Source organism: Kitasatospora sp. NPDC050543 (assembly GCF_044457565.1).
Lineage (GTDB): Bacteria > Actinomycetota > Actinomycetes > Streptomycetales > Streptomycetaceae > Kitasatospora.
Genome location: NZ_JBITGZ010000004.1, coordinates 105,327 through 129,284, shown reverse-complemented (window position 1 = coordinate 129,284; position 23,958 = coordinate 105,327). Strand labels below are relative to the sequence as shown.

The window sequence follows — 23,958 nt, the reverse complement described above, 5'->3', positions numbered from 1 at the left end:
CCGTGGCCGCCGCCGCGATGGCGGCGCGGGCGGCGGCCCCGGGGGGGGGGGGCCCGCCCGCCGGGGGGGGGGGGGGGGGGGGGCCGGGGGCGGGGCCGCCCCCGCCCCCCGCCCGCCGAAGCCGGCGCCCAGGGCCTGCACATTCAGGGCCGGTGCTCGCGGCGCGCCCCGCCTGCCGCGGACGGCCGGATGACCGGCAGAGGTCCGGCGCGCCGGCGGCGTGTCAGCCCACGTGCTGGTCGGCGGCGAACTGGTCGAGCAGACCCTGCGGCGCGTCGGCGCGCAGGCACAGGACGAGGTTGTCGGCGGACTGGGCCGCGGCGGCCTCGCTGCGTGGGAAGAGCGCCTGCTCGTACGCGGCCAGGGCGGCTTCGGTGTCGCCCGGGTGCGCGGCGAGGGCTCGGCCGAGTTCGGCCCCGTCGAGCATGGCGAGGTTGGCGCCCTCGCCGGCGAACGGGGACATCAGGTGGGCGGCGTCGCCGAGCAGGGTGACGCCGGGGACGCGGTCCCAGCGGTGGCCGACCGGCAGGGCGTGGATCGGACGCGGGGTCAGCTCGCCGTCCGCGTCGGCCATCAGGGCCCGCAGGCTCCCGTCCCAGCCGGCGAACCGCTCCAGCACGGCCGCCCTGGCGGCATCGGCGCCGGGGCCGCCCCCGGCCTTGGTGGCCGCGAAGTCGAAGCCGGATATCCAGTCCTCCGCGACCCTGAGCGCCGCGTACACGTGCAGGCTGCCATCGGGCTCACGGTGGGCCAGCAGGCCGCTGTCCTCACCGAGCGCGAAGAGCATGCCTGGGCCGACCACGGCGGCGCTCCCGGGGTGGCGGGTATCGGCGTCCTGCAGATCCGCCTCGACCATGGACACGCCGGTGTAACGGGGGGTGGCGTCGGAGACCAGCGGACGGATCCGCGACCAGGCCCCGTCCGCACCGACCAGTAGGTCCGTGGTGAAGGTGGCGCCGTCGGCGAGGGTCACCTCGTGCCGGCCCTCCCCCAGCGGGCGCGCGCCGGTGACCTTCGCGCCCCAGCGGACGGTGCCCCCGGGCAGCGCGCCGAGCAGGAGCGCGCGCAGTTCGCCGCGCTCCACCTCGGGGCGGCCGCCGCTGACCTCGCCGCCCTCGTCCAGGTGGACCACGGCGTGCCTGTCGAGGATCCGCACGGCCTCGCCCCCGGCGTGGATCAGCGCGCGGAACTCCTCGTGCAGGCCGGCGGCACGCAACGCGATCTGGCCGGATTCCTCGTGGATGTCGAGCATGCCGCCCTGCGCGCGGGCCTCCGGCGCCGCGTCGAGGTCGTGGACGGCCGCCTCGATGCCGTTGACGTGCAGGACACGGGCGAGGGTGAGGCCGCCCAGGCCCGCACCGATGATGGCGATCGGGTGGTGGGGGCTGGTCGTCGTGGCGGTGGTCATGGCGTTTGCTCCCTCATGGACGGCGGTACGGGCGGGGCACGACATCGGTTCGGCCGGGGGGGTGCGGGGCCACGGGCCTTACCCGGGTGTCTCCCGGGCCTCCGGGTCCTGCGGCGTCGGGCGTGTGTCCGCAGGCGTGAACGTCGGCGCAGGTGTGGGTGTGGGCGTGTGCACGATGCCGTTGATCAGCATCTGGAAGCCCCAGGACAGGCGGGCCTGCGGCGTGCCGGACAGCAGCTCGGTGGCGCGCGCGGCGATGTGCGGGTGCGTACGGTCCGACGCGCCGTGCAGGGCACGGCCGACGGCGTCCCACTCGGCCCGGATCTCGGCGTCCCGGGCGGCGGCGGCACGCGTGTCGGCGGCGCCCTCGCCGGTGGCGTGCTCGGCCGCGGTCGCGGTGGCGTACTGGAGCAGCAGGTCCACACCCCAGGCCGCCTGTCCGGCCGGGACGCCGCCCTCGTCCAGCAAGGACAGCAGTGCCTCGATCAGCGTCAGGTAGTGCTCCCCGCTGGGTCGGGCGACCAGCGCCGACTGCGCAAGGCCGGGGTACTCGAAGAGCACACCGGTGTACGAGGTGAGCACCGCCTCCAGGCGCCCGCGCCAGTCACCTGCGGTCCGCACCGGGGCCAGGTCGACCTCGCCGAGCAGCTCGTCCAGCACCGCCGCGTGCAACTCGGCGGCGTTGCGGACGTAGACGTACAGCGAGGCCGGCCCGGTGTCCAGCTGCTGCGCCAGGCGGCGCATGGTGACCCGCTGGAGACCCTCGGCCCGCATGATCTCGACCGCGGCTGCGACGATGCCGGCGCGCGTCAGGGCCGGCTTGGCCGGCCGCTCGCGTCGGCTGCGCGGGGCATCGGGGTGGGGTGTCATGACATTCAACGTAACGAACATGTTCGTTGCGAGCAAGTTCCTGACGAACATGTTCGCCCTCATCGGCCACACCTCCCAGCCCGGACCCACACGAATGCGGCACGCGGCCGCACCCGACCAGGCCGAGCGGGCCGAGCGGCCCCGGGCGGGCAGGCGACCATGCGAAGATCCAAGGACGGGAGATCCACAGTGGAGGAAGAGCATGTTCGCGATATCGCTGGGTGACGGAGCCGAGCTGCGGCCCTTGGAGCCCTGGCAGGCCGAGGAGTTCCTCGCCCACATGGACCGCGGCCGCGAATTCATCGGCCGGCACGTCGGGCTCCCCGACGTCGCGGCCGACCTCGACTCCGCTCGGCGCTGGCTCCAGGTGTACGCGGACAAGACCGCCGCCGACGCCGGCCGGCTGTACGGCATCTGGCTCGACGGGCTCCTCGTCGGCGGCGTCCTGTTCCGGGTCTTCGACGCGGCCGAGGGCAACTGCGAGGCCGGCTGCTGGCTGGAACCGGCGGCCGCCGGACGCGGTCTGATCACCCGCGCGGTCAGCGTCATCATCGACTGGGCGGTGCGGGAGCGCGGCATGCACCGGGTGGAGTGGCACGTGTCCTCCGCGAACACCCCGAGCATCAACGTGGCCAAGCGCCTCGGCATGAGCCGCGACGGCGTCCTGCGCGAGAACGACCTCTACCGGGGCGTGCGGCAGACCACCGAGATCTGGTCCGTACTCGCCCCCGAATGGCGGGCCGCGCAGAACGCCCGTTGAGGACGCCTCCGGACCGGCCCCTCGATCGGGCCGACGTCCACGAATGACGCAACCTCAGCTGCTCACGCCGGCACGGGAGTACGTGGGCACCAGCGCGTCACTTCGGATCACGCCGGGACCGCGACGCGTGGCACCGCACCTCGATGCGTTCGCGTTGGGCTCCCCCGCTCCGGGCAGACTTCTTGCTGCGCCTTGCGCTGCCCGGGACCGGACGGCGCGGGCAGATCCGCCGTGAGCTCAGAGGCCGTGGCCCGCAGGGGGCGGCAGTGCGAGGATTCGGCAGAACTGCAACATCGCCTGCAGCCAGCATCTCTCCTCCTCGGTCCACATGGGCACGATCCGGTCGGCGTCGCCGGCCGCCCCGGGCCGGCGAACAGCGGTGACCTGACCCGCCGCCCGCCTTCTGATCGGGGTCGACCGGGTCAGGTCACGGCGGGCCCGGGGCCGACCGCTGCCGTCAGACCGCGGCCGGGGCCGGGGCAGCGCGCCGGGCGAGGGCGTCCGAGGTCCTGGCCGTGACGTAGAGCGAGGCGGCGAGGGTGAGGACGAGTACGGCACCGGCGGCGAAGATGCTGCCGCTCGACACGGCCGGCGCGCTGCCGGCCTCGGTGCGGGCCGAGCCGCCCAGGAAGGGGACCACGGCCAGCACGGCGGCTCCCAGGACCACCTCGGCCCAGACGACCTTCGGGAAGTGCCGCAGGGTCAGGTGCAGGAGGGAGGAGCGGTCGTCGGCGCGGCGGGCCTGGGCGATGCGGGGCATCAGCCAGAACTGGTTGACGCCACCGGCCACGACCATGGCGAGCACCAGCAGCAGCTTGATGAGCAGGAAGAACCCGTAGGTGGTCGTCCAGAGCTGGCTGATGGCACCGACGTGCTTCCAGCTCATCCACAGGCCCGAGGTGAGCACGGCGCCGACGCAGATCAGGGCGACGAGGCTGAAGCGGCGCCAGAGGTCCGCCCACAGCGCGCCCGCGTTCTCGCCGAACCGGCCGCGGGCCGGGACGGCGAGGATGGCCAGCAGCGCCAGTCCGCCGACCCATACCGTGCCGCCGATGATGTGGAGCTGCCCGAACACCGGGTCCAGCGCGTGGTCCACGTCCTTCGGCGCGACCGCCGGTATCGCGCCGATGAGCGACACCGCGAGCGACAGCGGCAGGGCGGTCAGCGCGACGGCGTCCAGGTGACGCCGCACCTGCGGGACGAACAGCGCGATGAGCGCGGCGGCCGCCAGGACCAGGACGACGTTCTGGACGATGTAGATCGTGCCCTGCGCCACCCAGGCACCCTTCCCGGCCGGTGCGCGCAGGAAGGTCCAGATACGTCCCGGTGCGAGGGCGTCACCGAACGGCATCCCCTTGCCCGCCCGGGCCAGGCGTGCGGCGAGCTGGAAGTAGCCCGCCACCAGCAGGACCACCCCGGACCAGGCCAGGCAGGCCGACATCCGGCGGCGCAGGGCGTCCGCGTCGCCGGGCTCGGTCTCCGGTGTCCTCAGGGCGGGGCGGACGGCGGTCGCATACGTCACGGTGGCGCCGATGGCCGCGGACAGGCCGACGAAGTAGCCCGCTTTGGTGAGGATCCGGAAGAGGGGAGGCGTGGCGTAGGCGGCCGTGGCGGCCAGGTGGGCGAAGCTCATGAGAGGGAAGGCTAACCTAACTCTGGGGGTGCCTGTCCATACCTCCTCGAAGATCGTCCACGTCCCGTCGGATGAGTCGTCGAGCGCCCGCCGAGACCTGACGCGCAGTCCGGAGCAGCGCGAACACCCGGTCCGCGGCCGCCGGCCGCGCGTGACCGCGGCGGCGGCGGTGACCCCGGACCGCGCCGACGGGCCGCGCCACCGGACCGGGCCACGGCTCACCCGCCCCACCCTCCATGCCTGCCACGCCTGCCACGCAACGGATCTGGCGGCCTGTCAGCCTTCGGCCGACTCCACGATCACCAGGGTGCCGCGGCTTCCCGGGCGGACGGCGTGCGGGGTTCCCGCCGCCACCATGTACAGCTCGCCGGCCCCCACCGACACCGGTGTGCCGTCCACCTCCAGCTCCAGCCGGCCTTCGAGTACGAGCAGCGCCTCGTCGGCACCGTGGCTCTCCTCCTCCACCGGCAGCTCGTCCATCCGCAGAACCTTCACACAAGCCTCGCCCACCCGCCCCAGCCTGCGAGAGCTCCACGCCTGCGGCAGACCGGCCGCTGTCGTCACCAGCTCGACCACACTCATGACACACCCCTCCTGACGGACCCGGCCGGGCATGCCAGCCAACCCCGCGAATCAAGATCAATGGATGTACCGGAACCTATCCGACCGGGAGCACCGGTTGGTCGACCGTTAGGCAAAGACTCACCTGACACCGCCGGGGCTCGGGCAGCTGCCGACCTGCGGGCGGTCCCCGATCCGCGCGGCCATGTCTGCGGCGGCTCGCCAATGACAACAATCCACACAATTCACCCATCCGCTCGCCCGGCCGTCTCCGAACCGAGGGCGTGAACGTTCGACGCGGCACCCAGGGAGCGCGGTCCGACCCTGGAGCACGGCACGTCGGGCCGCCCGCCGCGGCTACCCGCCACGGCCCGCCCGCGCCGCCCGCCCGCTGCGCCGTCGCCCCCACCACCCAGCAGCAGTGGTGGCGTAGCTGCGCGTACCGCCCCGGCCGAAAGGCGATGACCCCCATGAACACGAAGCGTTCGCTCTCCCTGGCTACGGCCGGCGTCCTGCTCGCAGGCGGCGCGGCGATCGCCACGGCCGGCACGGCCTCGGCGACCACCCCGGCGCAGACCAGGCCCGCAGCCTCGTACAACGGCGAGTTCGAGAGCCACCAGCACCACCGCACGTGCACCTGGCACACCGGGCACTGGAAGAACACCTGGGTGCCCGGCCACTGGGAGCGGACCACCCACGCCGGGCACTGGGAGAACCGGTGGCACCCGGGCTGGACCGACGGCCACCACCACTGGCACGCCGGATACTGGCACAAGGTGTGGCACAACCCCTACACCTCGGACCGCTGGGAGCCCGGCCACTGGCAGAAGATCTGGCACAAGGGTTACTGGGACTGCCGCTGATCCCGGGATCACCCGGCCCGCACGCCCGCACCGGAGCTCCCGCACCCACCGGGAGCCCCGGACGCCCCGGCTCGGGCGGCGCGGTCTCCCCGCCGCCCGGGTGGGTTCAGCCGCGCAGGAAGGCCAGGACCGCCAGGACCCGGCGGTGGTCGTCATCGGCCGCAAACGCGCAGACGGCGAGTTCGCCGAAGGCGTGCGGTCGTTGCGAACAGGCCGGGTGCGGCGGCCAGGTGTACAACAGCCGCTGGCCCCGCTCACGCCCGGTGTGTGCGAGAAGCAGCAAGATCCCCGCGGAACACCCCCGGGCAAGGACACCCGGCGGGTGCAGGGGGTCGGCCGGAGCGGACGCCGGCTGGTCGGGATGGAGACCGAGCCGTCGCAGGGCATCCGCGCGGATATGGAGGATGACCGTGCCGTGCCGGCGCCCGGCCGGACCCACTCCGCACATCAGGTCGTTCCGGAGGGCGTGCTCGGTGAAGGGGCTCCAGTCGATGCCCCGGTCACGCAGTCAAACCGCGATCAGGTTCCCCGGCCGCGGGCAGCCTGTGACGTTCGCGAAGTGGAAGAGCGTCACCCGTCGGCACATCGAACCGCCTCCCGCTCCGACCAGCCCACCCTGCCGGGCCGGCACCGTCACAGGCACACCCGGCAGTAGAGCCCGCGCCCCGCTGCCCGTGCACGCCGCGCAAGCGCGGCGAGCTGATCGAGGAACCCGGCCAGATCGACGGGATCGCCCTCGCCCGAGAACTCCTCGGCTCTCGACCAGGGCCCCGCCACTGCGGCCAGCCGCTCACCCCCCGCATCCGCCAGGGCGTCACGCAGGTCGTCGGGCAGAGTGAGAATCCACACGCTCTCCGCATCCGGGTCGCTCACCAGTCGGCCGTACCGGGCGTGGGTGGTGACCAGCGCGAGGGGCTGGTCGAGGAGCAGCGCCGCAGCGCGACCGAGCAGAATCTGAGGGTCGACGCCCTTGACGGGGACGGTGTCGAACCCGCGGTCAGCGGGGCCCTCGGCGAAGGCCGATGCGGCCGCCCGGTCATCGCGTGCGCTGAAGTAGTCGTAGAGGATGCCCACGACAGAGAATCGTGGCACGTCGATCTGACAGTCCCGACCGACACCCGCACCGCTCCCCGGCCAGGCCGCCCCTGACGGACGGGCGCTCACGGGGTCCCCTCGGGGCGGACGGCATCATCACGCCGACCGGACTCACCTGCTCATGACACGGCGTCAGCGGATTCACCCGCGGGCACAACGCCGGACACGTCCGTTGCACCGGGAGCCGACCGACGTACTGGGACGTTCGGCGGCACCGGCTCTCCCGTTGTGGTGAAAGGCCGCCGTCCTGTCGGGTGGCCGGGGCCGGTCAGGGGATGGTCCTGCCTTCCAGCGGCCTGAACACCACGGAGCGCTCGGCAGACCGGTGACGCCGGCGCATCCCAGCGCCACCTCGCCGGCGCGCCGTCCGAAAGCCACCGCCAGCTCGGCTGCCCGCTCCTTGCCGGGACCCGTGAACGCCATCGTTCAGATCGTCCGTAAGCAGCCCACCGCGCCGAGGGCCGGGACCTGCGACCGGCCCGCGCAGTGACCCCGAGTCCGCGCGGGATCACGTCGTGGATCACGCACGGCGGAGACCGGGTCACCGCCGACGAAGTCGAGCGGCAGTCACACCGCATTCACTGCCGTCGCGGCCGCCGGGCGCGGGAGCGGGCGTGCGCCGACGTGAGGGCGCGCCGCGGGCGGCGGGGGTGGAGCATGGTGGTAGGGCGCCGTCGGCGTGGGCTGCGCGGGCGTTGATCGCGAGGCGCCCCGCGGGTGAGGGCTTCGCCCCGGGTGAGTGCCCGGTGTCGTGATCGCTGACGGATGTCGGGAGCCGGACATCGAGGGTGGATGTCGGGCGACGTGGATCGCCGAGAGAGGAGAGGTCATGTCATCGAAGCGACGCCGCAAGAAGAGGTCACGTCGTAAGCACGCAGCCAACCACGGCCGCCGGCCGCAGTGCTGAGCGAAGCCGGCGGCGTGCGTGAAGCCGCCGGGCCGTAGCGCCGTACCACGGCCACCACCGCCGCGGCCGCAGCCGGGCTCCGGCTCGCGACCAGCGGCGCCGCCCACGGGCGCGGCGGCCCCTGCCCCGTGCCGCGGCCCGACCCGGCCCGGCCGCCCGGCTCAGGTGGCCGGGCCGACGGGGCGGGTCAGGATTCGGGGTGGGCCAGTCTGGCGAGCAGGGACAGCGCCTCGTCGAGGGGCACCGGCCGGAAGAAGCTCGCGTCGGCGCTCTCGACGGCGGCGATCGCGCGTGGGGCCAGCTGGGCGCCGGCGTCCGTGACGCGCAGGCGCTTGGCGCGGGTGTCGGCCGGGTCGGTCTCCCGCCCCATGAGCCCCTTGCGCTCCAGGGCGCGCAGCACCTGGGACGTCATCTTGACGTCGGTGCCGGCCTGGCGGGCCAGAGCCTGCTGGTTGGGGTGCTCACCCTGAGTGTTCAGCCACCAGGTGCAGGCGAGCAGCACGAACTGCACATGGGTGAGGTCGAGCGGGGCCAGCGCGGTGGCGATGTCGCGCTGCCAGCGCAGCGTGGCGTGCCAGAGCAGGAAGCCGGGGCTCTCCCCCGGGCTGTGCGGCATCAGGCCTGGGCCAGCTCGGCCAGTGCGGCCATCGTGTCGGGCCAGTCCGCGGTGATGCCCGGGCCGATCTGCGGGCCGACCTCGTCGGCGCCGCCGCCGGTGATCTCCATCCGGTAGACCACCCGGATCCGGCCCTCGTCCACTCGCTCGATCCGGTGGATGGTCCGCAGCAGCAGATCTCCGAAGCGGGCCTCGTCGACGAACAGTTCGCCTTCGACGGCCTGGGCGATGCGCAACTGTACGGGGTCCTCCCCCGGCGGGGTCATCGTGATCAGGGTGTCCGTCGCGAAGGGCCCGCTGATCTCGATCTTCTCGATCTCGGCGTTCCAGGTGCCCCAGTTCTCGACATCCGCCCAGAGCCGCCAGATCGCCTCGGGGCTGGCGCCGGTCTCGATGCTGTGCTCGTACTCCCACATGGTGGGCCTCCTTGGACTGGATCAGATTGCCTGCGCATAGATTATCTACGCGCAGACTATCTGTCCACTGTGACACTCCTCGCCGAGAGCGCCCATGGAGCTACGGCGGGCCGACCGGGCGACCGGCCCGGCCGCACCGGGTGCGGCCGGGCGCGCCGTGCAGCCGCGCACACATGCCACGAGGGCTGCTTCCGCACCACGGCGGGTCCGGGCCGTGCCGCCGACGGGCGTCAGGAGACGCGCTTGAGCTGCCAGGCGTTGTTGTTGAAGCTGGGGACGGAGGAGTAGCGGCAGCTGCTGTTGTAGTACGAGCTCACCTGGACCCAGCCCGCAGGCGGGTAGGTGGAGGCACAGGCGTTCACCGTGGTGCCGATCGGGAGGCCGGTGAGCTGCTTGATCTGCTTCATGTTCGGGTCGAAGCTCGAACCGCAGCTGAAGCTGTTCCACCACTGGACGTCGACGAAGCCGCTCGGGGTGAGCGTGCTGGAGCAGACGTTGGTCACGTCACCCGGGGCGGCCTGGGCGGGGGACATCGTCAGGGCGAGCGTGGCGGCGGTGAAGCCGAGCGCCAGAAGGGAGGTACGCAGACGGGCCATGGGTGGTGACGTCCTTTCAGGGGTGGATCCAGGGTGCGGGCACCGCGTACGAAGCGGCTGCCATGCCCATGCAAGCAGAGACCCCACAGCCACCATGACAGCTGAGATGGATGTTGTCCTGATCTAGATCAACTGAGGCTCATATGTGTACGGACTCGCCGACGCCGGTCGTCGCGGCCGACACGGACGCAGGACGCAGGACGCCACCGAACGGAGTGCGGGCCCTCGCCTGCACCGCCCACCCGCGCCCGTCGGCCAGCCAGTCGCCACACGAAGTGCCGTACGGAACTTCCGGTCCGAGTCAGGCGCGAGGAGGCGGCCCGTCTGACAGGATCCCCCCATGTCGAACATGTCATCGATTACGTATGCGCGGATAGGTGCGGTCCTTCACGAGATCGGCCTGGTGTCCGAGGAGAAGATGCGCAGCGTCCTTGAGGAGGCCGCCGCCTACGCGGACAGCGACCTGGACCACTACGAGGCGGCCGGCGCCCCCGAAGCCTTCGGCGTGGCGGTCTCGGTCCATTGCGACGACATCGACTCCATCCACAGCGGCTACGAGAGCCTGCTGGCAGACGCCGCCGCGGTCGCCGGCAACAGCGTCGCCATCACCGACGTGCGGCTCATCGAGGGCGAAGGCGCACTCTCGGACGGCCGTTTCGATCGTTTGGAGTTCGAACGGGACGGCAGGCTCGTGGCCATCGACGCCGAGCACTTCTCGGACGACTACTACGACCAGGAAGCGGCCTGCGACGCCATCGCCGAGACCGCCCACGAGGACGACCCCCGCGCCTGACACCACGTCGACTTCGAGCGTACGAAGCACAGCGGCTACGACAGCATCCTGGTCCTTGCCACGCGCCAGCAAGCAGAGGCACTCCATGAGCGGCTGGGGTTCACGTTCCCCTGGTTGAGTGCGGAGCCTGCGGGGAGTTAGCCCGACCGTGCGGCGCAGCCGGAGCCGCCTCGGCCTTCATGAGCAGCCTCCGGACGATCCACGACGTGCCCGACCTGATGTGCACCCCCGCCGGCGAGGCGATCGGCGGCGAACGGGACGTCCTGGCCCTCATCGGCGATGCCATGGACGAGGGCAGGGTGCCGGGTGGACGTCATCCCCTGCCGCGCGGTTCGACGAGGCCTTCTTCCGGCTGCGCAGCCCGTCGCGGGCGAGATCATCCAGAAGTTCGCCAACCACCGCGTGGGAGTCGTCGTACTCGCGCCGGGTCAGCCGGCCCCGTAGACGGCGGCGACGTTGTCCGCCGCCGGATGCGTGCGGCCGGCCGGGCCGGCCGCGAAGACCCGCAGCAGGTTCTCGGTCACCCGCCGGGTGAACGCGCCGGTCCGTGCGTCCATCGCGTGGTCGTCGCCGGACGTTCCGTCACCGGCGGCGTCCAGGGCCTCCACCCAGCGCATGGTCCCGGTGGCGAAGACTCCGGCACCGCTCGGGGCGGTGTGGTACGCCGTGTCGCTGTGGCTCGCGCGGCCCGCGCAGCTGACCGGGGAGTGCGCCAGGATCTCGATCGGCCGCGGGGTGGGCCAGCCGGTGTCGACCCGGTCGTACTCCACCCCGACCAGGTGCGGGAAGCTGTCGCCGGTCACCGCGCCGGTGCCCTCGAAGAGCCAGTGGGTGTCCTGGCCGACCACGTACGGCGCGTCCACCGGGTAGCCGTCGTAGATCACGCCGAGCAGCGAGCTCTCCGGGTCGGCGGCGGGGGCCGCCCGGTAGTCGGTGGTGGGGGGCAGGCCGGCGGCGAAGCCGGTGTCCTGCCGGTAGGAGGCCTTGTAGCAGACCACCGTGCGGTGAGGACCGGTCGGCGAGGGTTCGAGGCGGATCCGGCGGAAGCAGCAGTTGGCGCCGAGGACGGCGATGTTGGTGCCGGCGTCCCGGGCCGCGGTGACGTGGGCGCGCTGCTCTGGCGACCAGTACTCGTCGTGGCCGGGCGAGAGGACGGCCCGGGCGCCGCGGAGCAGGCCCGGCTCCCGGGCCAGGTCGATGCCGGTGGTGTAGGCGAGTGGCAGGCCGAGCCGTTCGGCGAGCGCGACGAGCGGCGCCTCGTAGACCAGGAACAGCCCGGCGCCGTGGTCGTGGCGGTACGGGCGGTCGAAGGAGACCGCGAGTGATCGGGTGGGGTAGCCGCCGGTCGGCCCGTTGTAGAGGTCGTGGCCGCCCCAGTCGTTGTACGCCTGCCAGGTGGCGACGGCGTTGACCAGCACCGTCCGCCCTTCGGTGGACGGGGAGCGGACGGTGAGCGGGACGTAGCGCTGCCCGGCGCCGTCCTGCGCGTCCAGGCGCAGCAGGTAGCAGCCCTCGGGCCAGCCGGCGGTGTCCACGGCGGCGGTGCGGGGCCACCGGGTGGTGACCGTCCGCGTCCCAGGGTCGACGTCGCCGGCCGGGCGGTCGGCGCCCGGCAGCTGCGGGGAGCGCCAGATCAGCCTGGCGCGGGCGCCGCCGTACCAGCCCATCCGGTAGGCCGAAACGGTGAACGCGGGCGCCGTGGTGGAGACGTGGAGGCCGAAGCTCTCGCCCGCGAGCACACTCACCCGGTCCGCCCAGCCCTCGATCGCGCGGTCGGACCCGGCCAGGGTGATCCGCCAGTCGGGGTCGCCGGCGCGCTCCCCCTCGGTACGGGCCGCCGTGGCGGGGGCGCTACCCGGGGACTCCGCGGCGGCCCGGGCCCGGGCCCCGGGTGACGTGCCGCCACCAGGGTGGCAGGCGGCCAGCGCGGCGCCCGCTGCCGCGGCGCCGGCCAGGCCCAGGAACCGCCGGCGCCCGGGCCCGGACCGGCCCGTGAGCTGCTGCCGGCGGCCGTGGGCAGGCTGCCGGCCGGCCGGGGTCGGCTGCCGACGGCCGGGGTCGGGCTGCTCGGACATGCGGGGCTCCTAGCCGGGACCTTGCCCGGAACCGTGCCGGGACCCTCGCCGGGAATCGCCTCCATGGTCTCCCGGCCCGCCGGTCACCGCGTCCTTGAGCCCGCCCGCACTACTGCGGCCGGGCACCCGGCGCCGTCCCCCGGCCGGGTCACGGCGGCCCGGAGGCACCGCTGGAGGGGCCCGCGTCTCGCGAGCCCCTCCACACCGGTGCGGGCGTCACCGCACTCGCGTCGCTCCGCGCACGGCGGCGGCTCAGCCCATCAGCGCCTTCGCGACGATCGTCGCCAGCTCCCGCGCCGCGGTTGCCTCCTTGGCCGCGTTGGTCGCGCCCAGTTCGCCGCGGTCCACGACCACCGACAGGACGTAGTAGCGGAACCCCGCCATGAACGCGAGGTGCGGCTGGCTGCCGTCGGACTTCCGGCTGGCGAGGACGGCCTGGTCGCCGATCCCGGGAATGATCGTGGTCGCGGTGTCGGAGCCGCCGATGCTCAGGGCGAACTGGTTGACCGTCACCTCACGGAGTGAGGCGTAGGACAGGTGCGACCCCCAGGTGCAGCCCCAGACCGGACTGCCGTCGGACGCCGGATCGGGATGGGTGCCCACGAAGCGGTCGGTCGTCCCGATGGCGGTGGTGACCTGGGCGGCGGTCAGCATGGTGCAGGCGTCGTCGGGGCGGGGACCGGCCACCGGGGTCGGTGTCGCGGTCACCGCCGGCGTGCTCGGCGCCGCCGAGGTGGTCGACGGCGTGCTGACCGGCGGAGCCGCGGCGGGTGTGGAGGACGGCGCGACGACCGTCGGGGAGGAGGCCGAGGAGGAGGCCACCGAACCGGAGGGCGTCGCGCCGGCCTTGGCCGAGCCGTCCGAGGAGGAGCATCCGGTCAGCGCGACGGCCGCGACGGCCAGCACCGGCAGCCACCCGCGCCGCCGTTCGCGCTGCCGTGCGCGTCGCGGTCCGCCGAGGGGGTGGAAGTCGAGCGGCATCGATGCCCTCCTGCAAGTCGGTCTGTTCGAACGGAAGTTGAGCCGCAACAGGGCACCCCCGCCACAGGTACGGCGATCGTACTGTGCACGCCGTCCGGGAACAGCCGAACCAGGAATCTCCCCCGCGGCGGAACACGACGCCACCGGGTTCAGGAGTGGAGTGCACCGCCGAGGTCGAGGAGGTGCCCGGTCGTCGCGTCCACGTGGCCCGGGACCTCGTCATGGCGGTCGCCGACGGTCGGCGTCCCGGTCGGCTCGAACATCAGGATGGCGGCGCCGGACGGAGCGGACGGCCGGTGCTCCACGCCCCGGGGGACGGTGAAGACCGCGCCCTTCGGCAGCACGACGGTGCGCTCGCCGGCGCGCTCGCGCAGCGCGATCCGCAGCTCGCCGTCGAGGACCAGGAAGAACTCGTCGGTGTCGTCGTGCGCGTGCCAGATGTGCTCGCCCTCGACCTTGGCGACCCGCACGTCGTAGTCGTTGACGCGGGTGACGATCCGGGGGCTCCAGCGCTCGTCGAAGGAGGCCAGCGCGTCGTCGAGAAGGAGAGGTTCGTTGCTCATGCGCTCATCCTGGCCCGCCCGCCCACGCCGCACGAGTGCTAGGAATAGCAGATGACGCAAGAATCCTCGCAGGCGGCGAGCCCGGGCCCGCACCGGGTCGTCGTGATCGTCGACGAGAACTCCAACCCCTTCGAGCTCGGCTGCGCGACCGAGATCTTCGGCCTGCGCCGACCTGAGCTCGGCCGGGATCTGTACGACTTCGGGCTCTGCTCCCCCGCACCCCGCACGGTGATGCGGGACGGCTTCTTCACGCTCACGGGTGTCGCGGAGCTGGACGCGGCCGACTCGGCGGACACCCTGATCGTGCCCAACCGGCCCGACACCGACGTGCCCCGGCGCCCGGCGGTACTCGACGCCGTCCGCCGGGCGCATGCCCGCGGCGCGCGCCTGGTCGGCTTCTGCAGCGGCGCCTTCACCCTGGCCGAGGCCGGGGTCCTCGACGGCCGCCGGGCCACCGCCCACTGGCGGTGGGCGGACTCCTTCCGGGCCCGGTTCCCGGCCGTCCGGCTGGAGTCGGACGTGCTGTTCGTGGACGACGGCGACATCCTCACGGCGGCTGGGAGCGCGGCCGCGCTCGACCTCGGGCTGCACGTGGTCCGGCGTGACCACGGCGTGGAGGTCGCCAACGCGGTGAGCCGGCGCCTGGTCTTCGCGGGGCACCGGGACGGCGGGCAGAAGCAGTTCGTCGAGCGCCCGCTGCCCGACCTGCCGGACGAGTCCCTCACACCCGTCCTGACCTGGGCCCAGGAGCGGCTGGACGCACCGCTCACCGTGGCCGGGCTCGCGACGCGCGCCGGGGTGAGCGCCGCGACGCTGCACCGCCGCTTCCAGGCCCAGCTGGGCACGACGCCGTTGGCGTGGCTGACGGGGCAGCGCCTGGCCCTGGCGTGCCGGCTGATCGAGTCGGGCGAGCCCCGCTTCGAGGTGGTCGCACGGAGCAGCGGGCTCGGCACCGCCGCGAATCTGCGCGCTCTGCTGCGGCGGGAGACCGGGCTCACCCCGTCCGCGTACCGGCGCCGCTTCGGGCCGGGGCCGGGCGTGGCGTAGCTGCGCGTGACTGGCGCGGCGGACCCGACCCGACCGGCGGCTCGGCGGGTCAGTCCTCGGCCCGCAGGGTGACCGGCGCGTCCGCGCAGTCGCCGAGGAACTCGTACGTCGGTGGACGAGGGGCCAGGCCGTGATCCGGCGGGGCGTGTCGCTGCCGTGGCCGGGGCGGTGCGTGTGCCGAGAATGAGGCCGGTTCGTGTGACGTTCCGTGACGCCCCAGGGCGCTTCATCACGCTTGACGGCGCTTGACGGCGCTTGACGGCGCTTGACGGTGCTTGACGGCGTTCAGTTGGCATTCGATGGCGCTCCATTGCGCAGGCCCAGGAGGTGGCACCGGTGTCGGCGTTCCCGAGTGAGGACACGGACCTGACCCACCTGCTGGTGGTCTCCGACGTCGGCCGCTCGCGGGCCTGGTACGAGGGCGTGCTCGGCGCCACCGTCGAGCGCGAGTACGAGGGCTCCTGCGTCCTGCGGCTGCTGGGTTCCTGGCTGCTGCTGGTCACCGGCGGCGGCCCTGGCGAGGACAAGCCCACCGTGTCCTTCGCGCCGCCGGGTGACCCCGACCGGGTGAGCGCCGAGTTGATCTTCCGGGTCCCCGACTGCCGCGGCGCCTACGAGACCCTGCGGGCGCGTGGCGCGTCGTTCCTCACGCCGCCGGTGGATCGCGGCTACGAGGTGCGGGCGTTCTTCCGGGATCCGGACGGCCATCTGTTCGAGATCAGCGAGATCTCCGGCCGGTCGACCCGGTAGCGACTGAAGCGCCCCACTACCTCGTCTGGAATTCCGGCCTCCGTCTCTGCCGCCGCACGGGGCCGGGCACGACGGAATCGATCGATGGCGGCGTGGAGCGACCCCGCGATATCTGTCACGCATTCAACTACTTGAACGCACACGGACGGTGCCCCCCGTCGGCGCGGCGGTCGCGACGGGATCTTCGCATGAGATCTACCTCACCACGCACTCCGGCCATCGGCGAGGCAGGCGGCGTCCGACGCCCCTGACCATGACCTTCTCCGCTAGATAGGCGATCAGGCCTGGAATCTAATGGGATACGAAGGGTGATAGCCTCTGTTTCGTGGGTGGGGGCCCAAGTGTTACCCACATCACTGAAGTTGACCGACGGTCAGCGTCTGCCTTTGAATCGGCATTCCGCACTGACCAGTCCCGACCTGACGGTCAGTCCGGCCCGGCGCATTCCCTCTTGCCACGGCTCCACCGGCCGGCGGTCACGCATAACCCATCCCGGCGATGCCATCACTCTCGTGGCATCGCTTCACCTTCGCATGCCCCAAAGCAGGATTCGATGCCCGTTCAACCACTGACGGAACTCATACGCTTCGTGCGCCGCAATTCACCCTTCTATGCGGAGCTCTACGCCGGCCTACCCGACCGCACGACGGAGCTGACGGAACTTCCGGTCGTCCCGCAGGCCGACTTCTGGCTGGCGAACTCGCCGCGTGACAACCGCCTGCTGACCGCGCCGCTGGACGAGGCGGTCGTCTTCAAGAGCGGAGGCACGACGGGCTCCCCGAAGTTCTCCTTCTACAGCCGCGAGGAGTGGGAGGAGTTCACGACGGCGTTCGGCGCCGGCCTCCTGGACGCCGGGCTGCGGCCGGGGCACCGGGTCGCCGACCTCTTCTACGCCGGGGACCTGTACGCGAGCTTCACCTTCATCCTCGACTCACTGCACCGCTCGCCCGTCTCCAACGTCCGGCTGCCGCTCGGCGGCGCGGCGCCCCTGGAGTCGACCGTGCGGACGCTGGAGCAGTTCGACGTCGAGGTGCTGGCCGGAACACCGACCACCCTGTGCGCGCTGGCCGACCACCTCACCGCCTCGGGCCGGCGGCTCCCGCAGGTGGAGCTGCTGCTGTTCGGCGGCGAGGGGCTCTACCAGGACCAGCGGCCGCTGCTCGCCAGGGCCTTCCCGAGCGCCCGGATCTCCTCGATCGGCTACGCCGCCGTCGACTCCGGGCTGCTCGGCCGGCCGGTGCCCGGCGAGGACCTCCGGGTGCACCGGGCCTGCACCCCGCAGACCGTCCTGGAGATCCTGGACGACCACACCGGCGCGCCCATCCTGCGGGAGGGCGTACCGGGGCGGGTCGTGGTGACGGACCTGCGCCGGCGGCTGATGCCCGTGCTGCGCTACCCCGTCGGTGACCGCGCCGAGTGGACCGACGTCGCCGCCGGGCACTTCCGGATCCTCGGCCGGGCCGAGGAGGGCGTCCGGGTCGGGCCGGTGTCGCTGTACACCCAGGACGTGCTCGACCTCGTCCGCGCCGCCGACCCCGCCGGGCGGGTGACCGGCGTCCAGCTGGTGGTGCGCCGCCGGGACGCGCGGGACGGCCTGCTGCTGCGGCTGGCCTGCGACGGCGCGGCGGACGGACTCCCGGAGCTGGCGACCGCCGTCGTCGACCGGATCCAGGCCGCCAGGGCGCTCTACCCGGAGGCCGTCGCCGCCGGGTACGTCCAGCCGATGTCGGTGGAGTGGGTACGGCAGCGGGACCTCGCCGTCAACGCGCGTACCGGCAAGCTGATCCGCGTCATCGACGAACGGCCGCGCTCGTGACCGCCTCCCCTGCCCGCTCGCGGCAGCTTCCGGTGGTCCTACGCAACCGCACCTTCGGCGCGGTGTGGTCCGCGCAGGTCCTCACCCAGGCCGCCGGCCGGATGTTCCAGGTCGGCGTGGTGTGGTGGCTGGTCGGCTACGCGGCCGGCGCAGACCGCGGCCTCGCCTCGGGGGCCTTCCTGGCGGTCAGCACCCTGCCCGCGGTGGCGCTCGCGCCCCTGGTGGCCTCGCTCATCGCGCGCCGCCCGCACCGGACCGTGCTCGGCGGCGCGGCGGCCGTCGCCGGCCTGGTCGCCGCCGGTACGGCCGGCTGGACGTACGCCGCCACGCTGCCCATGGGCGTCGCGTACGCCGCGGCGTTGCTGCTCGCGGGCTGCCAGGCCGTCTTCGACCCCTGCCTGACGACGGCCGTCCCCGAGCTGGTCGACGACGAGGACATCGAGGCCGCGACCGGATTCGAACTCGCCACCCAGTCCCTGGCCGGGCTCGCCGGCGGGCTGCTCGGCCCGCTGGTGGTCGACTCCTGGGGGCTGGCGGGCATCGTCGCGGGCTGCGCCGGCGCGTACCTGCTGGCGGCCGCGCTCATCGGGGCCACCGGCTTCCCGTCGGCCGCCACGGCCGGAGCCGGGACCGGACCTGGAACCGGAGCCGGCGAGCAGGAGCCGCCGCGGCGGACGCTGCGTCAGATCCTGGCCGGTCTGCCGTTCATCCGGCGGGTGCTGATCTGCTTCGCCGCGGCGAACGTCTTCACCACCGCGGTGTTCGTGGTCATGCCGCTGTACACGCGTTCGGTGCTGCACGCCGACGGCTCGACCGTCGCCGCGCTGGAAGCCGCGCTCGGCGTGGGCACGCTGGTGGGCTCGTTCACCGGCGGGCGACTGCCGGGCTCCCCCACCGCGGTGGGCGCCGGCTGCCTGGCACTGACGGCCGCCGCACTGGGCCTGCCCGGGCTGCTCGCCGCCCAGACCGCCGCCGTGGGCGCGCTGGCCGTCGCGGGCTGGTGCGTCGGCGTCATCGGGGTACGCTTCGTGGCCCTGTTCCAGCGGCTGGTGCCCGTGGCCGACCGGCCCGGCTTCTTCGCCGTGATGCAGGCGCTGCTCGGCGCGACCTTCCCGCTGTCCTCGCTCGTCTTCGGCGTACTCGGCGACCAGCTCTCACCGCGCACGCTGTGCCTGGTCCAGGCCCTGGGCCTGGTGCCGGTGGCCGCCGCCCTGTGGTGGCTGGGCCGGGGCGGCCGTACCGTCCCGCAGGACGCGGACGTCAGCGCGGACGCCGACGCGGGCACGGGCCTGGGCTCGGTTGTGGACGCCGGCACCGACACCGGCGCCGTGGCGATCACGGTGGGGGAACCGCGATGACCGTGACGCTCTCCCCCGCGACCCTCCAGGACATCGCCCAGCTGCGCCAGCTGTACTTCGACGTCTACGGGCACGGCTACCCCGTCGCCCTGGGCAGCGACCCCGCAGAGATGCGGCGCCTGATCGAGGACCCGCACACCCGGTGGCTGACCGCCCGCCGGGCCGGGACCGGTCAGCCGGCCGGCTCGGTGGTGGTGCAGACCGACCCCGGCAGCCGGGTCGGCAAGCTGGTGGGCCTGGCGGTCCACCCGGAGCACCGCCAGGGCGGCCTGGCCGGGCAGCTGACGCGCGCGGTGTGCGCGGACGCCTTCGCCACCGGCGCGCTCGACTCCATCTACGCCACCGTCCGTGTGGTCACGCCGGGCCCTCAGCAGGTCTTCGCCCGCAACGGCTTCCGGCCGCTGGGCCTGATGCCGAACGCCGTCGAGGTGGCGGGCTGCGAGAGCCTGGCGCTGTTCGCCCGTTACGCCGACGGCGTGCTGGCCCGCCGCGCGACCGTCTCCCGCGTCCCCGCCGCCCTGGCACCCCTGCTCGACGCGGCCCAGCGGGCGAGCGGCATCGACTACGGCGGCCTGCGACCGGCGCCCACCCCCGCGGCGGGCACGGCGCGTCCGGGGCAGCCCCCGACCGCGCCGATGGAGGTCATCACCGCCCCCGGCTTCGTCCGGCGCCGCTTCCTGGAGCGCTTCCCGGACCCGGGCGAACGCTTCTTCCCGCTGCACACCCCGAACGCCCTGCTCACCCCGCCGGACGGCGCGTTCGAGGCCTACGCCGACCTCGACCCGGTCGCGGCGAGCTGCTCGCTCGTCGCGGTGCACCCGTGCCCCGCGGCCGCCGCCGACGCGCTCGAACCCCTGATGGCCGCCGTCACCCGCGCGGGCGCCGACTACGTCGAGACCCTGCTCCCGCTGGCCGACACCGCCGGGCTCAGCGCCTTCCTGGCCTCCGGCTTCATCCCCAGCGCCCTCTACCCGGCCATGCGCCGGATCGGCGACGGCTTCCACGACCACGTGGTGCTGTCCCGCACCAGCCGTCAGATCGACTTCAGGACCACCGCCGTCAGCGGGCTGCTCCAGCCGTACCTGAGCGCCTACCTGACGGCCTGGACCTCGACCTACCTACCCCGTCACGAGGTTGCCTCATGAACATCCATCTCGCCCCCGTCGAAGTGCCCGACCCCGCCGCACTCCCGCACGTACAGCAGCTCTGCGACCTCACCTCGCCGTACGCGGCGGGGCCGGAGTGCGACACGCTGTTCGCCGCCGCGATGGCCGAGAGCAACGCCTGGCACGCCGAGCGCTCGCCGTTCCTCCGTTCCGCCCTGGAGGGCGCCACCGAGACTCCCGCGTTCGGCCCGGACGTCCGGACCCCGCTGGTGCACGCCAACTTCTTCAAGCGGCACGAGATCCTCTCGATCCCCCGCGAGGAGGTGTTCCTGCACCTCACCTCCTCCGGCACCACCGGCCAGAAGTCGCAGATGTTCTTCGACGAGTGGACCATCCGCTCGGCGCAGCGGATGGTGGCCCGGATCTTCGACCACTACGGCTGGATCACCCCGGAGCAGCCCGTCAACTACCTGCTGTACAGCTACGAACCGGCCCCTCAGCTGAAGCTGGGCACCTCGTTCACCGACAACTACCTGTGCGACTTCGCCCCGGCCCGGCACACCACGCACGCGCTGCGGCACACCGGCACCGGCCACGAGTTCGACGTCCACGGCTGCATCGCCGCACTCCATCGGTACGCCGAGGACGGGCTGCCGGTGCGGATCCTGGGCTTCCCGGCGTTCCTGCACTTCACCCTGGAGCGGATGCGCGCCCTCGGCCTGCCGCCGCTGGAGCTGCCCGCCGGCTCGCTGGTACTGCTCGGCGGCGGCTGGAAGGGCCACACCGACCGGCAGATCGGCAAGGAGGAGTTCTACGCGGAGGTCACCGAACAGCTGGGCATCCCCTCCGGGCGGATCCGCGACACCTTCGGCTCCGTCGAGCACTGCGTGCCGTACATCGAGTGCGAGCAGCACCGGCTGCACGTACCGGTGTGGTCCCGGGCGGCCGTGCGCGACCCCCGAACCCTGGAGCCCCTGCCCTACGGCGAGCGCGGTTTCCTCCACCTGGTCTCCCCGTACATCACCTCGGTGCCGGCGCAGAGCGTCGTCATGGGCGATCTCGCCTCGCTGCACCCCGGGCAGGACTGCCCCTGCGCGCTGCCCACGCCCTGGTTCACCATTCACGGCCGCGCCGGAGTGAGCCGCAACCGCAACTGCGCGGCCGCCGCCGCCGAACTCCTGAAGGGAATGTCGTGACCACCGGACCGCACTTCTGGCAGGGCTCGTTCATCGACGACGCCGAGGCGGCCCGCCGGCTCGCCGACCTGCCCGCACTCGCCGGTCAGAGCCTGGCCGAGCCCCTCGCCACCGAGACCGTCCTGAACGCCTGCCAGACCATCAGCACGGCCCTGGGCGTGCCCGGCAGCGCCGTGCACACCCGGCTGGCCGCGCAGCTCGCCGACGGCGGCACCGACCCCGAGGAGAGCGCGGCGACCCTCGCCGAGCTCGCGGCCGCACTCGCCCGCCCGGCGCTGGAGCGCAAGCTCCGGCGTGAACTCGGCGGAGCGCACCCCGAACGGCTGGCGCGCCCCGATGCCCGGGAGACCGTCTTCGAGGCCTGGGCGCCGGTGGGGCTGCTGGTCCACATCGCCCCGGGCAACGCCGCCGCCGTCGCCCCGCTGAGCGTGGTGGAGGGCCTGCTCACCGGCAACCTCAACGTCCTCAAGACCAGCGGTACGGACACCCTCCTCGCCCAGCACCTGCTCGCGGAGCTGGCGGCCGCGGACCCGACCGGCGCCGTGGCCCGGCGGATCATCGTGCTGCGGTTCTCCTCCACCCGCACGGACTGGCTGCGGATGCTGTGCGAGCCCGCGGACGCCGTGGCCGTCTGGGGCGGCGAGGAGGCCGTCCGGGGGGTGGCCGGACTCGTCACCCCCGGCTGCCGGTTGATCGAATGGGGTCACAAGATCTCGTTCGCCTACCTGACCCGCGACGCGTGGTCCGACGAGGCGACCCTGGACGCCCTCGCCGCCGACGTCTGCCGCCTCGAACAGCAGGCCTGCTCCAGCCCGCAGGTGGTCTACCTGGACACCGACCGCGCGGAGGAGGTCTTCGCCTTCGCCGAGCGGTTCGCGCCCCGGCTCGCCGAGGCCTCGGCCAAGTGCCCGCGGGCCGAGCTCGACCCGGCCGAGCACGCCGAGATCACCACCACCGAGCTGATCGCCCGCCTTGAGCAGCACCTGGGCCTGACCAGGGTGATCACCGCCGAGGACGGCTCCTGGCGGGTGCTGGCGGACACCCGGCCGGCCCTCGCCGCGTCCCCGCTGCACCGCAGCATCTGGGTCAAGCCGCTGCCGCGCGCCACCGCCACGGCCACCCTGCGGCCCATGCGCCGCTACCTCCAGACCGCGGCGATCGGCGGCAGCCGTGCCGACATCGCCCGGCTCTCGCGCGCCGTCCTGACGGCCGGCGTCCTGCGGGTCACCCCGGTGGGCGCGATGCTCGACAGCTACGACGGCGAACCCCACGACGGGGTCTACGCGTTGCAGCGCTACAGCCGCCGGGTCAGCGTGCAGACGGATGCCGCCTTCCGCGCCACCGCCTGCCTGGACGACCTGATCGCCGCCCCCGCCCTGCCCGCCGCACCGACCGGCGCGCTGCTGGACAAGGCAGCGGTGCAGGAGCAACTCGCCACCCTCTCGCCCGAACACGCCCACCTGTACTTCCGCAGCGGCGGCACCACCGGGGCCCCGGCCCTGTCGGTGTTCACCAACCACGACTACGACGTCCAGATGCGCGCGGCCGCGGACGGCCTGCTCACCGCCGGCTTCGACCCGGCGCACGACCGCGCGGCCAACCTGTTCTACTGCGGCGGCATGTACGGAAGCTTCATCAGCTTCTTCTCCATCCTGGAACGCCTCAACGCCACCCAGATCCCGATGGCCGCCGGCCCCGACCACGCCGCCGTGGCCGAGGCCCTCGTGATGTACCGGGCCGACACCCTCTTCGGTATGCCCTCCTACCTGTGGCAGCTGTTCCACTCGCAGGGCGAGCTGCTGCGCGAGTACGGCGGGATCCGCAAGGTGTTCTACGGCGGCGAGCACTTCACCGCGGAGCAGCGCCGGGTCCTGGCCGCCGACTTCGGTGTCGAGGTCATCCGCTCCGCCGCGTACGGCAGCACCGATCTGGGGCCGCTCGGCTACCAGTGCGCCCGGTCGGAGGGCTCGGTCCACCACGTCCTGACCGACCTGCACACCCTGGAGATCCTGGACCCGGAGGCCGACCGCCCGGTGCCCGCCGGAGAGCCGGGACGCCTCGTCTTCACCAGCCGCGCCCGGTCCGGGCAGCGCCTGGAGCGGTACCAGATCGGCGACCTCGGCCGGGCCGTCGACGGCGTCTGCGCGTGCGGCAGCCACACGCCCCGGATCGAGCTGCTCGGCCGGCACGGAGACGTGGTGCGGGTCGGCACGTACTTCCTCAACTACCGGCGCTTCGTCCAGGTCGCGGAGGAGGAGCTCGGCTACCGCGGCGAGCTCCAGCTGATCCTGACGTCGGCGGCCGACCGGGAGCGGCTGACCGTACGGCTCGACGAGCGGTACGCGCCCGCCAGCGACGCGGCCCGCGACGCCTTCGTGTCCGCGATCGCGGAGCTGCGCGCGGGGATCGCGGAGGACCTGCTCAGCTGCGAGGTCGAGACGGCCGGCACCCTCGCCTTCGACCGGACCCCGAGCAGCGGCAAGCTGCGTGCGGTGATCGACCGACGGCCGACGGGCAGCTGACCCGGCGCGGTGGGGCCGGGCGCGGG

The 23,958-nt window shown here is 73.4% G+C and carries 23 protein-coding genes; 11 read left to right on the top strand and 12 right to left on the bottom strand.

From position 1 onward, the window contains the following. Window positions 1–223 precede the first annotated feature (223 nt). Both ACIBH3_RS06610 and ACIBH3_RS06605 read right to left on the bottom strand, forming a co-directional pair. Window positions 224–1,408 carry an FAD-dependent oxidoreductase gene (locus ACIBH3_RS06610; RefSeq protein ID WP_396310791.1) on the bottom strand — a complete coding sequence of 395 codons (1,185 nt, stop codon included), beginning with the start codon at window positions 1,406–1,408 and terminating at the stop codon, window positions 224–226. A gap of 78 nt (window positions 1,409–1,486) precedes the next feature. Beyond that, window positions 1,487–2,278, bottom strand: coding sequence for a TetR/AcrR family transcriptional regulator (locus tag ACIBH3_RS06605; RefSeq protein WP_396310790.1), 792 nt, complete (start codon window positions 2,276–2,278; stop codon window positions 1,487–1,489). Between the two features lie 202 nt (window positions 2,279–2,480). On the opposite strand from ACIBH3_RS06605, the gene ACIBH3_RS06600 reads away from it, so the two are divergent. After that, window positions 2,481–3,038, top strand: a complete 558-nt coding sequence (locus ACIBH3_RS06600) for a GNAT family N-acetyltransferase (protein ID WP_396310789.1) — start codon at window positions 2,481–2,483, stop codon at window positions 3,036–3,038. 457 nt (window positions 3,039–3,495) lie between these two features. On the opposite strand, the gene ACIBH3_RS06595 is transcribed toward ACIBH3_RS06600, so the two are convergent. Both ACIBH3_RS06595 and ACIBH3_RS06590 read right to left on the bottom strand, forming a co-directional pair. Next, window positions 3,496–4,671, bottom strand: a complete 1,176-nt coding sequence (locus ACIBH3_RS06595; protein WP_396310788.1) for a copper resistance D family protein — start codon at window positions 4,669–4,671, stop codon at window positions 3,496–3,498. A gap of 276 nt (window positions 4,672–4,947) precedes the next feature. Next, entirely contained in the window at window positions 4,948–5,253 is a 306-nt protein-coding gene (locus ACIBH3_RS06590; protein ID WP_396310787.1) for a cupin domain-containing protein, read from the bottom strand. 449 nt (window positions 5,254–5,702) lie between these two features. Here ACIBH3_RS06590 and ACIBH3_RS06585 point away from each other — a divergent pair, with 449 nt between their 5' ends. After that, entirely contained in the window at window positions 5,703–6,095 is a 393-nt protein-coding gene (locus ACIBH3_RS06585) for a hypothetical protein (protein ID WP_396310786.1), read from the top strand. A gap of 106 nt (window positions 6,096–6,201) precedes the next feature. Here the strand turns inward: ACIBH3_RS06585 and ACIBH3_RS06580 are convergent, their stop codons facing one another. Then, the gene (locus ACIBH3_RS06580) at window positions 6,202–6,378 is read right to left on the bottom strand and encodes a hypothetical protein (protein WP_396310785.1); all 177 of its coding nucleotides are present in this window, start codon (window positions 6,376–6,378) and stop codon (window positions 6,202–6,204) included. Between the two features lie 350 nt (window positions 6,379–6,728). Then, window positions 6,729–7,169 (bottom strand): hypothetical protein, encoded by a 441-nt coding sequence (locus tag ACIBH3_RS06575; protein WP_396310784.1) that lies wholly within the window; start codon window positions 7,167–7,169, stop codon window positions 6,729–6,731. Window positions 7,170–8,019: 850 nt separating this feature from the next. On the opposite strand from ACIBH3_RS06575, the gene ACIBH3_RS06570 reads away from it, so the two are divergent. Further along, window positions 8,020–8,097, top strand: coding sequence for a 50S ribosomal protein bL37 (locus ACIBH3_RS06570; protein WP_396310972.1), 78 nt, complete (start codon window positions 8,020–8,022; stop codon window positions 8,095–8,097). A 187-nt stretch (window positions 8,098–8,284) separates the two neighbouring features. Here the strand turns inward: ACIBH3_RS06570 and ACIBH3_RS06565 are convergent, their stop codons facing one another. The 3 genes from ACIBH3_RS06565 to ACIBH3_RS06555 all read right to left on the bottom strand — a co-directional run bounded on the left by ACIBH3_RS06565 (window position 8,285) and on the right by ACIBH3_RS06555 (window position 9,725). Further along, the gene (locus tag ACIBH3_RS06565; protein ID WP_396310783.1) at window positions 8,285–8,713 is read right to left on the bottom strand and encodes a MarR family winged helix-turn-helix transcriptional regulator; all 429 of its coding nucleotides are present in this window, start codon (window positions 8,711–8,713) and stop codon (window positions 8,285–8,287) included. Then, window positions 8,713–9,129 carry a polyketide cyclase gene (locus ACIBH3_RS06560; protein ID WP_396310782.1) on the bottom strand — a complete coding sequence of 139 codons (417 nt, stop codon included), beginning with the start codon at window positions 9,127–9,129 and terminating at the stop codon, window positions 8,713–8,715. The genes ACIBH3_RS06565 and ACIBH3_RS06560 overlap by 1 nt, the downstream gene beginning before the upstream one ends. Window positions 9,130–9,359: 230 nt before the next feature. After that, complete coding sequence (locus ACIBH3_RS06555) at window positions 9,360–9,725, bottom strand: hypothetical protein (protein ID WP_396310781.1); 366 nt, start codon at window positions 9,723–9,725, stop codon at window positions 9,360–9,362. A gap of 349 nt (window positions 9,726–10,074) precedes the next feature. Here ACIBH3_RS06555 and ACIBH3_RS06550 point away from each other — a divergent pair, with 349 nt between their 5' ends. After that, window positions 10,075–10,518, top strand: a complete 444-nt coding sequence (locus tag ACIBH3_RS06550) for a hypothetical protein (protein WP_396310780.1) — start codon at window positions 10,075–10,077, stop codon at window positions 10,516–10,518. 428 nt (window positions 10,519–10,946) lie between these two features. On the opposite strand, the gene ACIBH3_RS06545 is transcribed toward ACIBH3_RS06550, so the two are convergent. The 3 genes from ACIBH3_RS06545 to ACIBH3_RS06535 all read right to left on the bottom strand — a co-directional run bounded on the left by ACIBH3_RS06545 (window position 10,947) and on the right by ACIBH3_RS06535 (window position 14,137). Beyond that, on the bottom strand, window positions 10,947–12,593 hold the full coding sequence (locus ACIBH3_RS06545) for a N,N-dimethylformamidase beta subunit family domain-containing protein (RefSeq protein ID WP_396310779.1): 1,647 nt from the start codon (window positions 12,591–12,593) through the stop codon (window positions 10,947–10,949). 252 nt (window positions 12,594–12,845) lie between these two features. After that, on the bottom strand, window positions 12,846–13,574 hold the full coding sequence (locus ACIBH3_RS06540) for a hypothetical protein (RefSeq protein WP_396310778.1): 729 nt from the start codon (window positions 13,572–13,574) through the stop codon (window positions 12,846–12,848). A 149-nt stretch (window positions 13,575–13,723) separates the two neighbouring features. After that, window positions 13,724–14,137: a cupin domain-containing protein gene (locus ACIBH3_RS06535; RefSeq protein ID WP_396310777.1), complete on the bottom strand. Its 414-nt coding sequence runs from the start codon at window positions 14,135–14,137 to the stop codon at window positions 13,724–13,726. A gap of 51 nt (window positions 14,138–14,188) precedes the next feature. On the opposite strand from ACIBH3_RS06535, the gene ACIBH3_RS06530 reads away from it, so the two are divergent. The 7 genes from ACIBH3_RS06530 (at window position 14,189) to ACIBH3_RS06500 (ending at window position 23,932) form a co-directional block, all read left to right on the top strand. Next, entirely contained in the window at window positions 14,189–15,184 is a 996-nt protein-coding gene (locus tag ACIBH3_RS06530; RefSeq protein WP_396310776.1) for a GlxA family transcriptional regulator, read from the top strand. 336 nt (window positions 15,185–15,520) lie between these two features. Next, window positions 15,521–15,934 (top strand): VOC family protein, encoded by a 414-nt coding sequence (locus tag ACIBH3_RS06525; protein ID WP_396310775.1) that lies wholly within the window; start codon window positions 15,521–15,523, stop codon window positions 15,932–15,934. 553 nt (window positions 15,935–16,487) lie between these two features. Next, entirely contained in the window at window positions 16,488–17,750 is a 1,263-nt protein-coding gene (locus ACIBH3_RS06520) for a phenylacetate--CoA ligase family protein (RefSeq protein WP_396310774.1), read from the top strand. Beyond that, window positions 17,747–19,108 carry an MFS transporter gene (locus tag ACIBH3_RS06515; RefSeq protein ID WP_396310773.1) on the top strand — a complete coding sequence of 454 codons (1,362 nt, stop codon included), beginning with the start codon at window positions 17,747–17,749 and terminating at the stop codon, window positions 19,106–19,108. Before ACIBH3_RS06520 ends, ACIBH3_RS06515 begins: the two co-directional genes overlap by 4 nt. Beyond that, a complete protein-coding gene (locus ACIBH3_RS06510; protein WP_396310772.1) occupies window positions 19,105–20,253 on the top strand; it encodes a GNAT family N-acetyltransferase in 1,149 nt (382 codons plus the stop codon). Before ACIBH3_RS06515 ends, ACIBH3_RS06510 begins: the two co-directional genes overlap by 4 nt. Beyond that, the gene (locus ACIBH3_RS06505; protein ID WP_396310771.1) at window positions 20,250–21,410 is read left to right on the top strand and encodes an acyl-protein synthase; all 1,161 of its coding nucleotides are present in this window, start codon (window positions 20,250–20,252) and stop codon (window positions 21,408–21,410) included. The genes ACIBH3_RS06510 and ACIBH3_RS06505 overlap by 4 nt, the downstream gene beginning before the upstream one ends. Then, complete coding sequence (locus tag ACIBH3_RS06500; protein ID WP_396310770.1) at window positions 21,407–23,932, top strand: acyl-CoA reductase; 2,526 nt, start codon at window positions 21,407–21,409, stop codon at window positions 23,930–23,932. Before ACIBH3_RS06505 ends, ACIBH3_RS06500 begins: the two co-directional genes overlap by 4 nt. The last annotated feature ends 26 nt before the right edge of the window (window positions 23,933–23,958 follow it).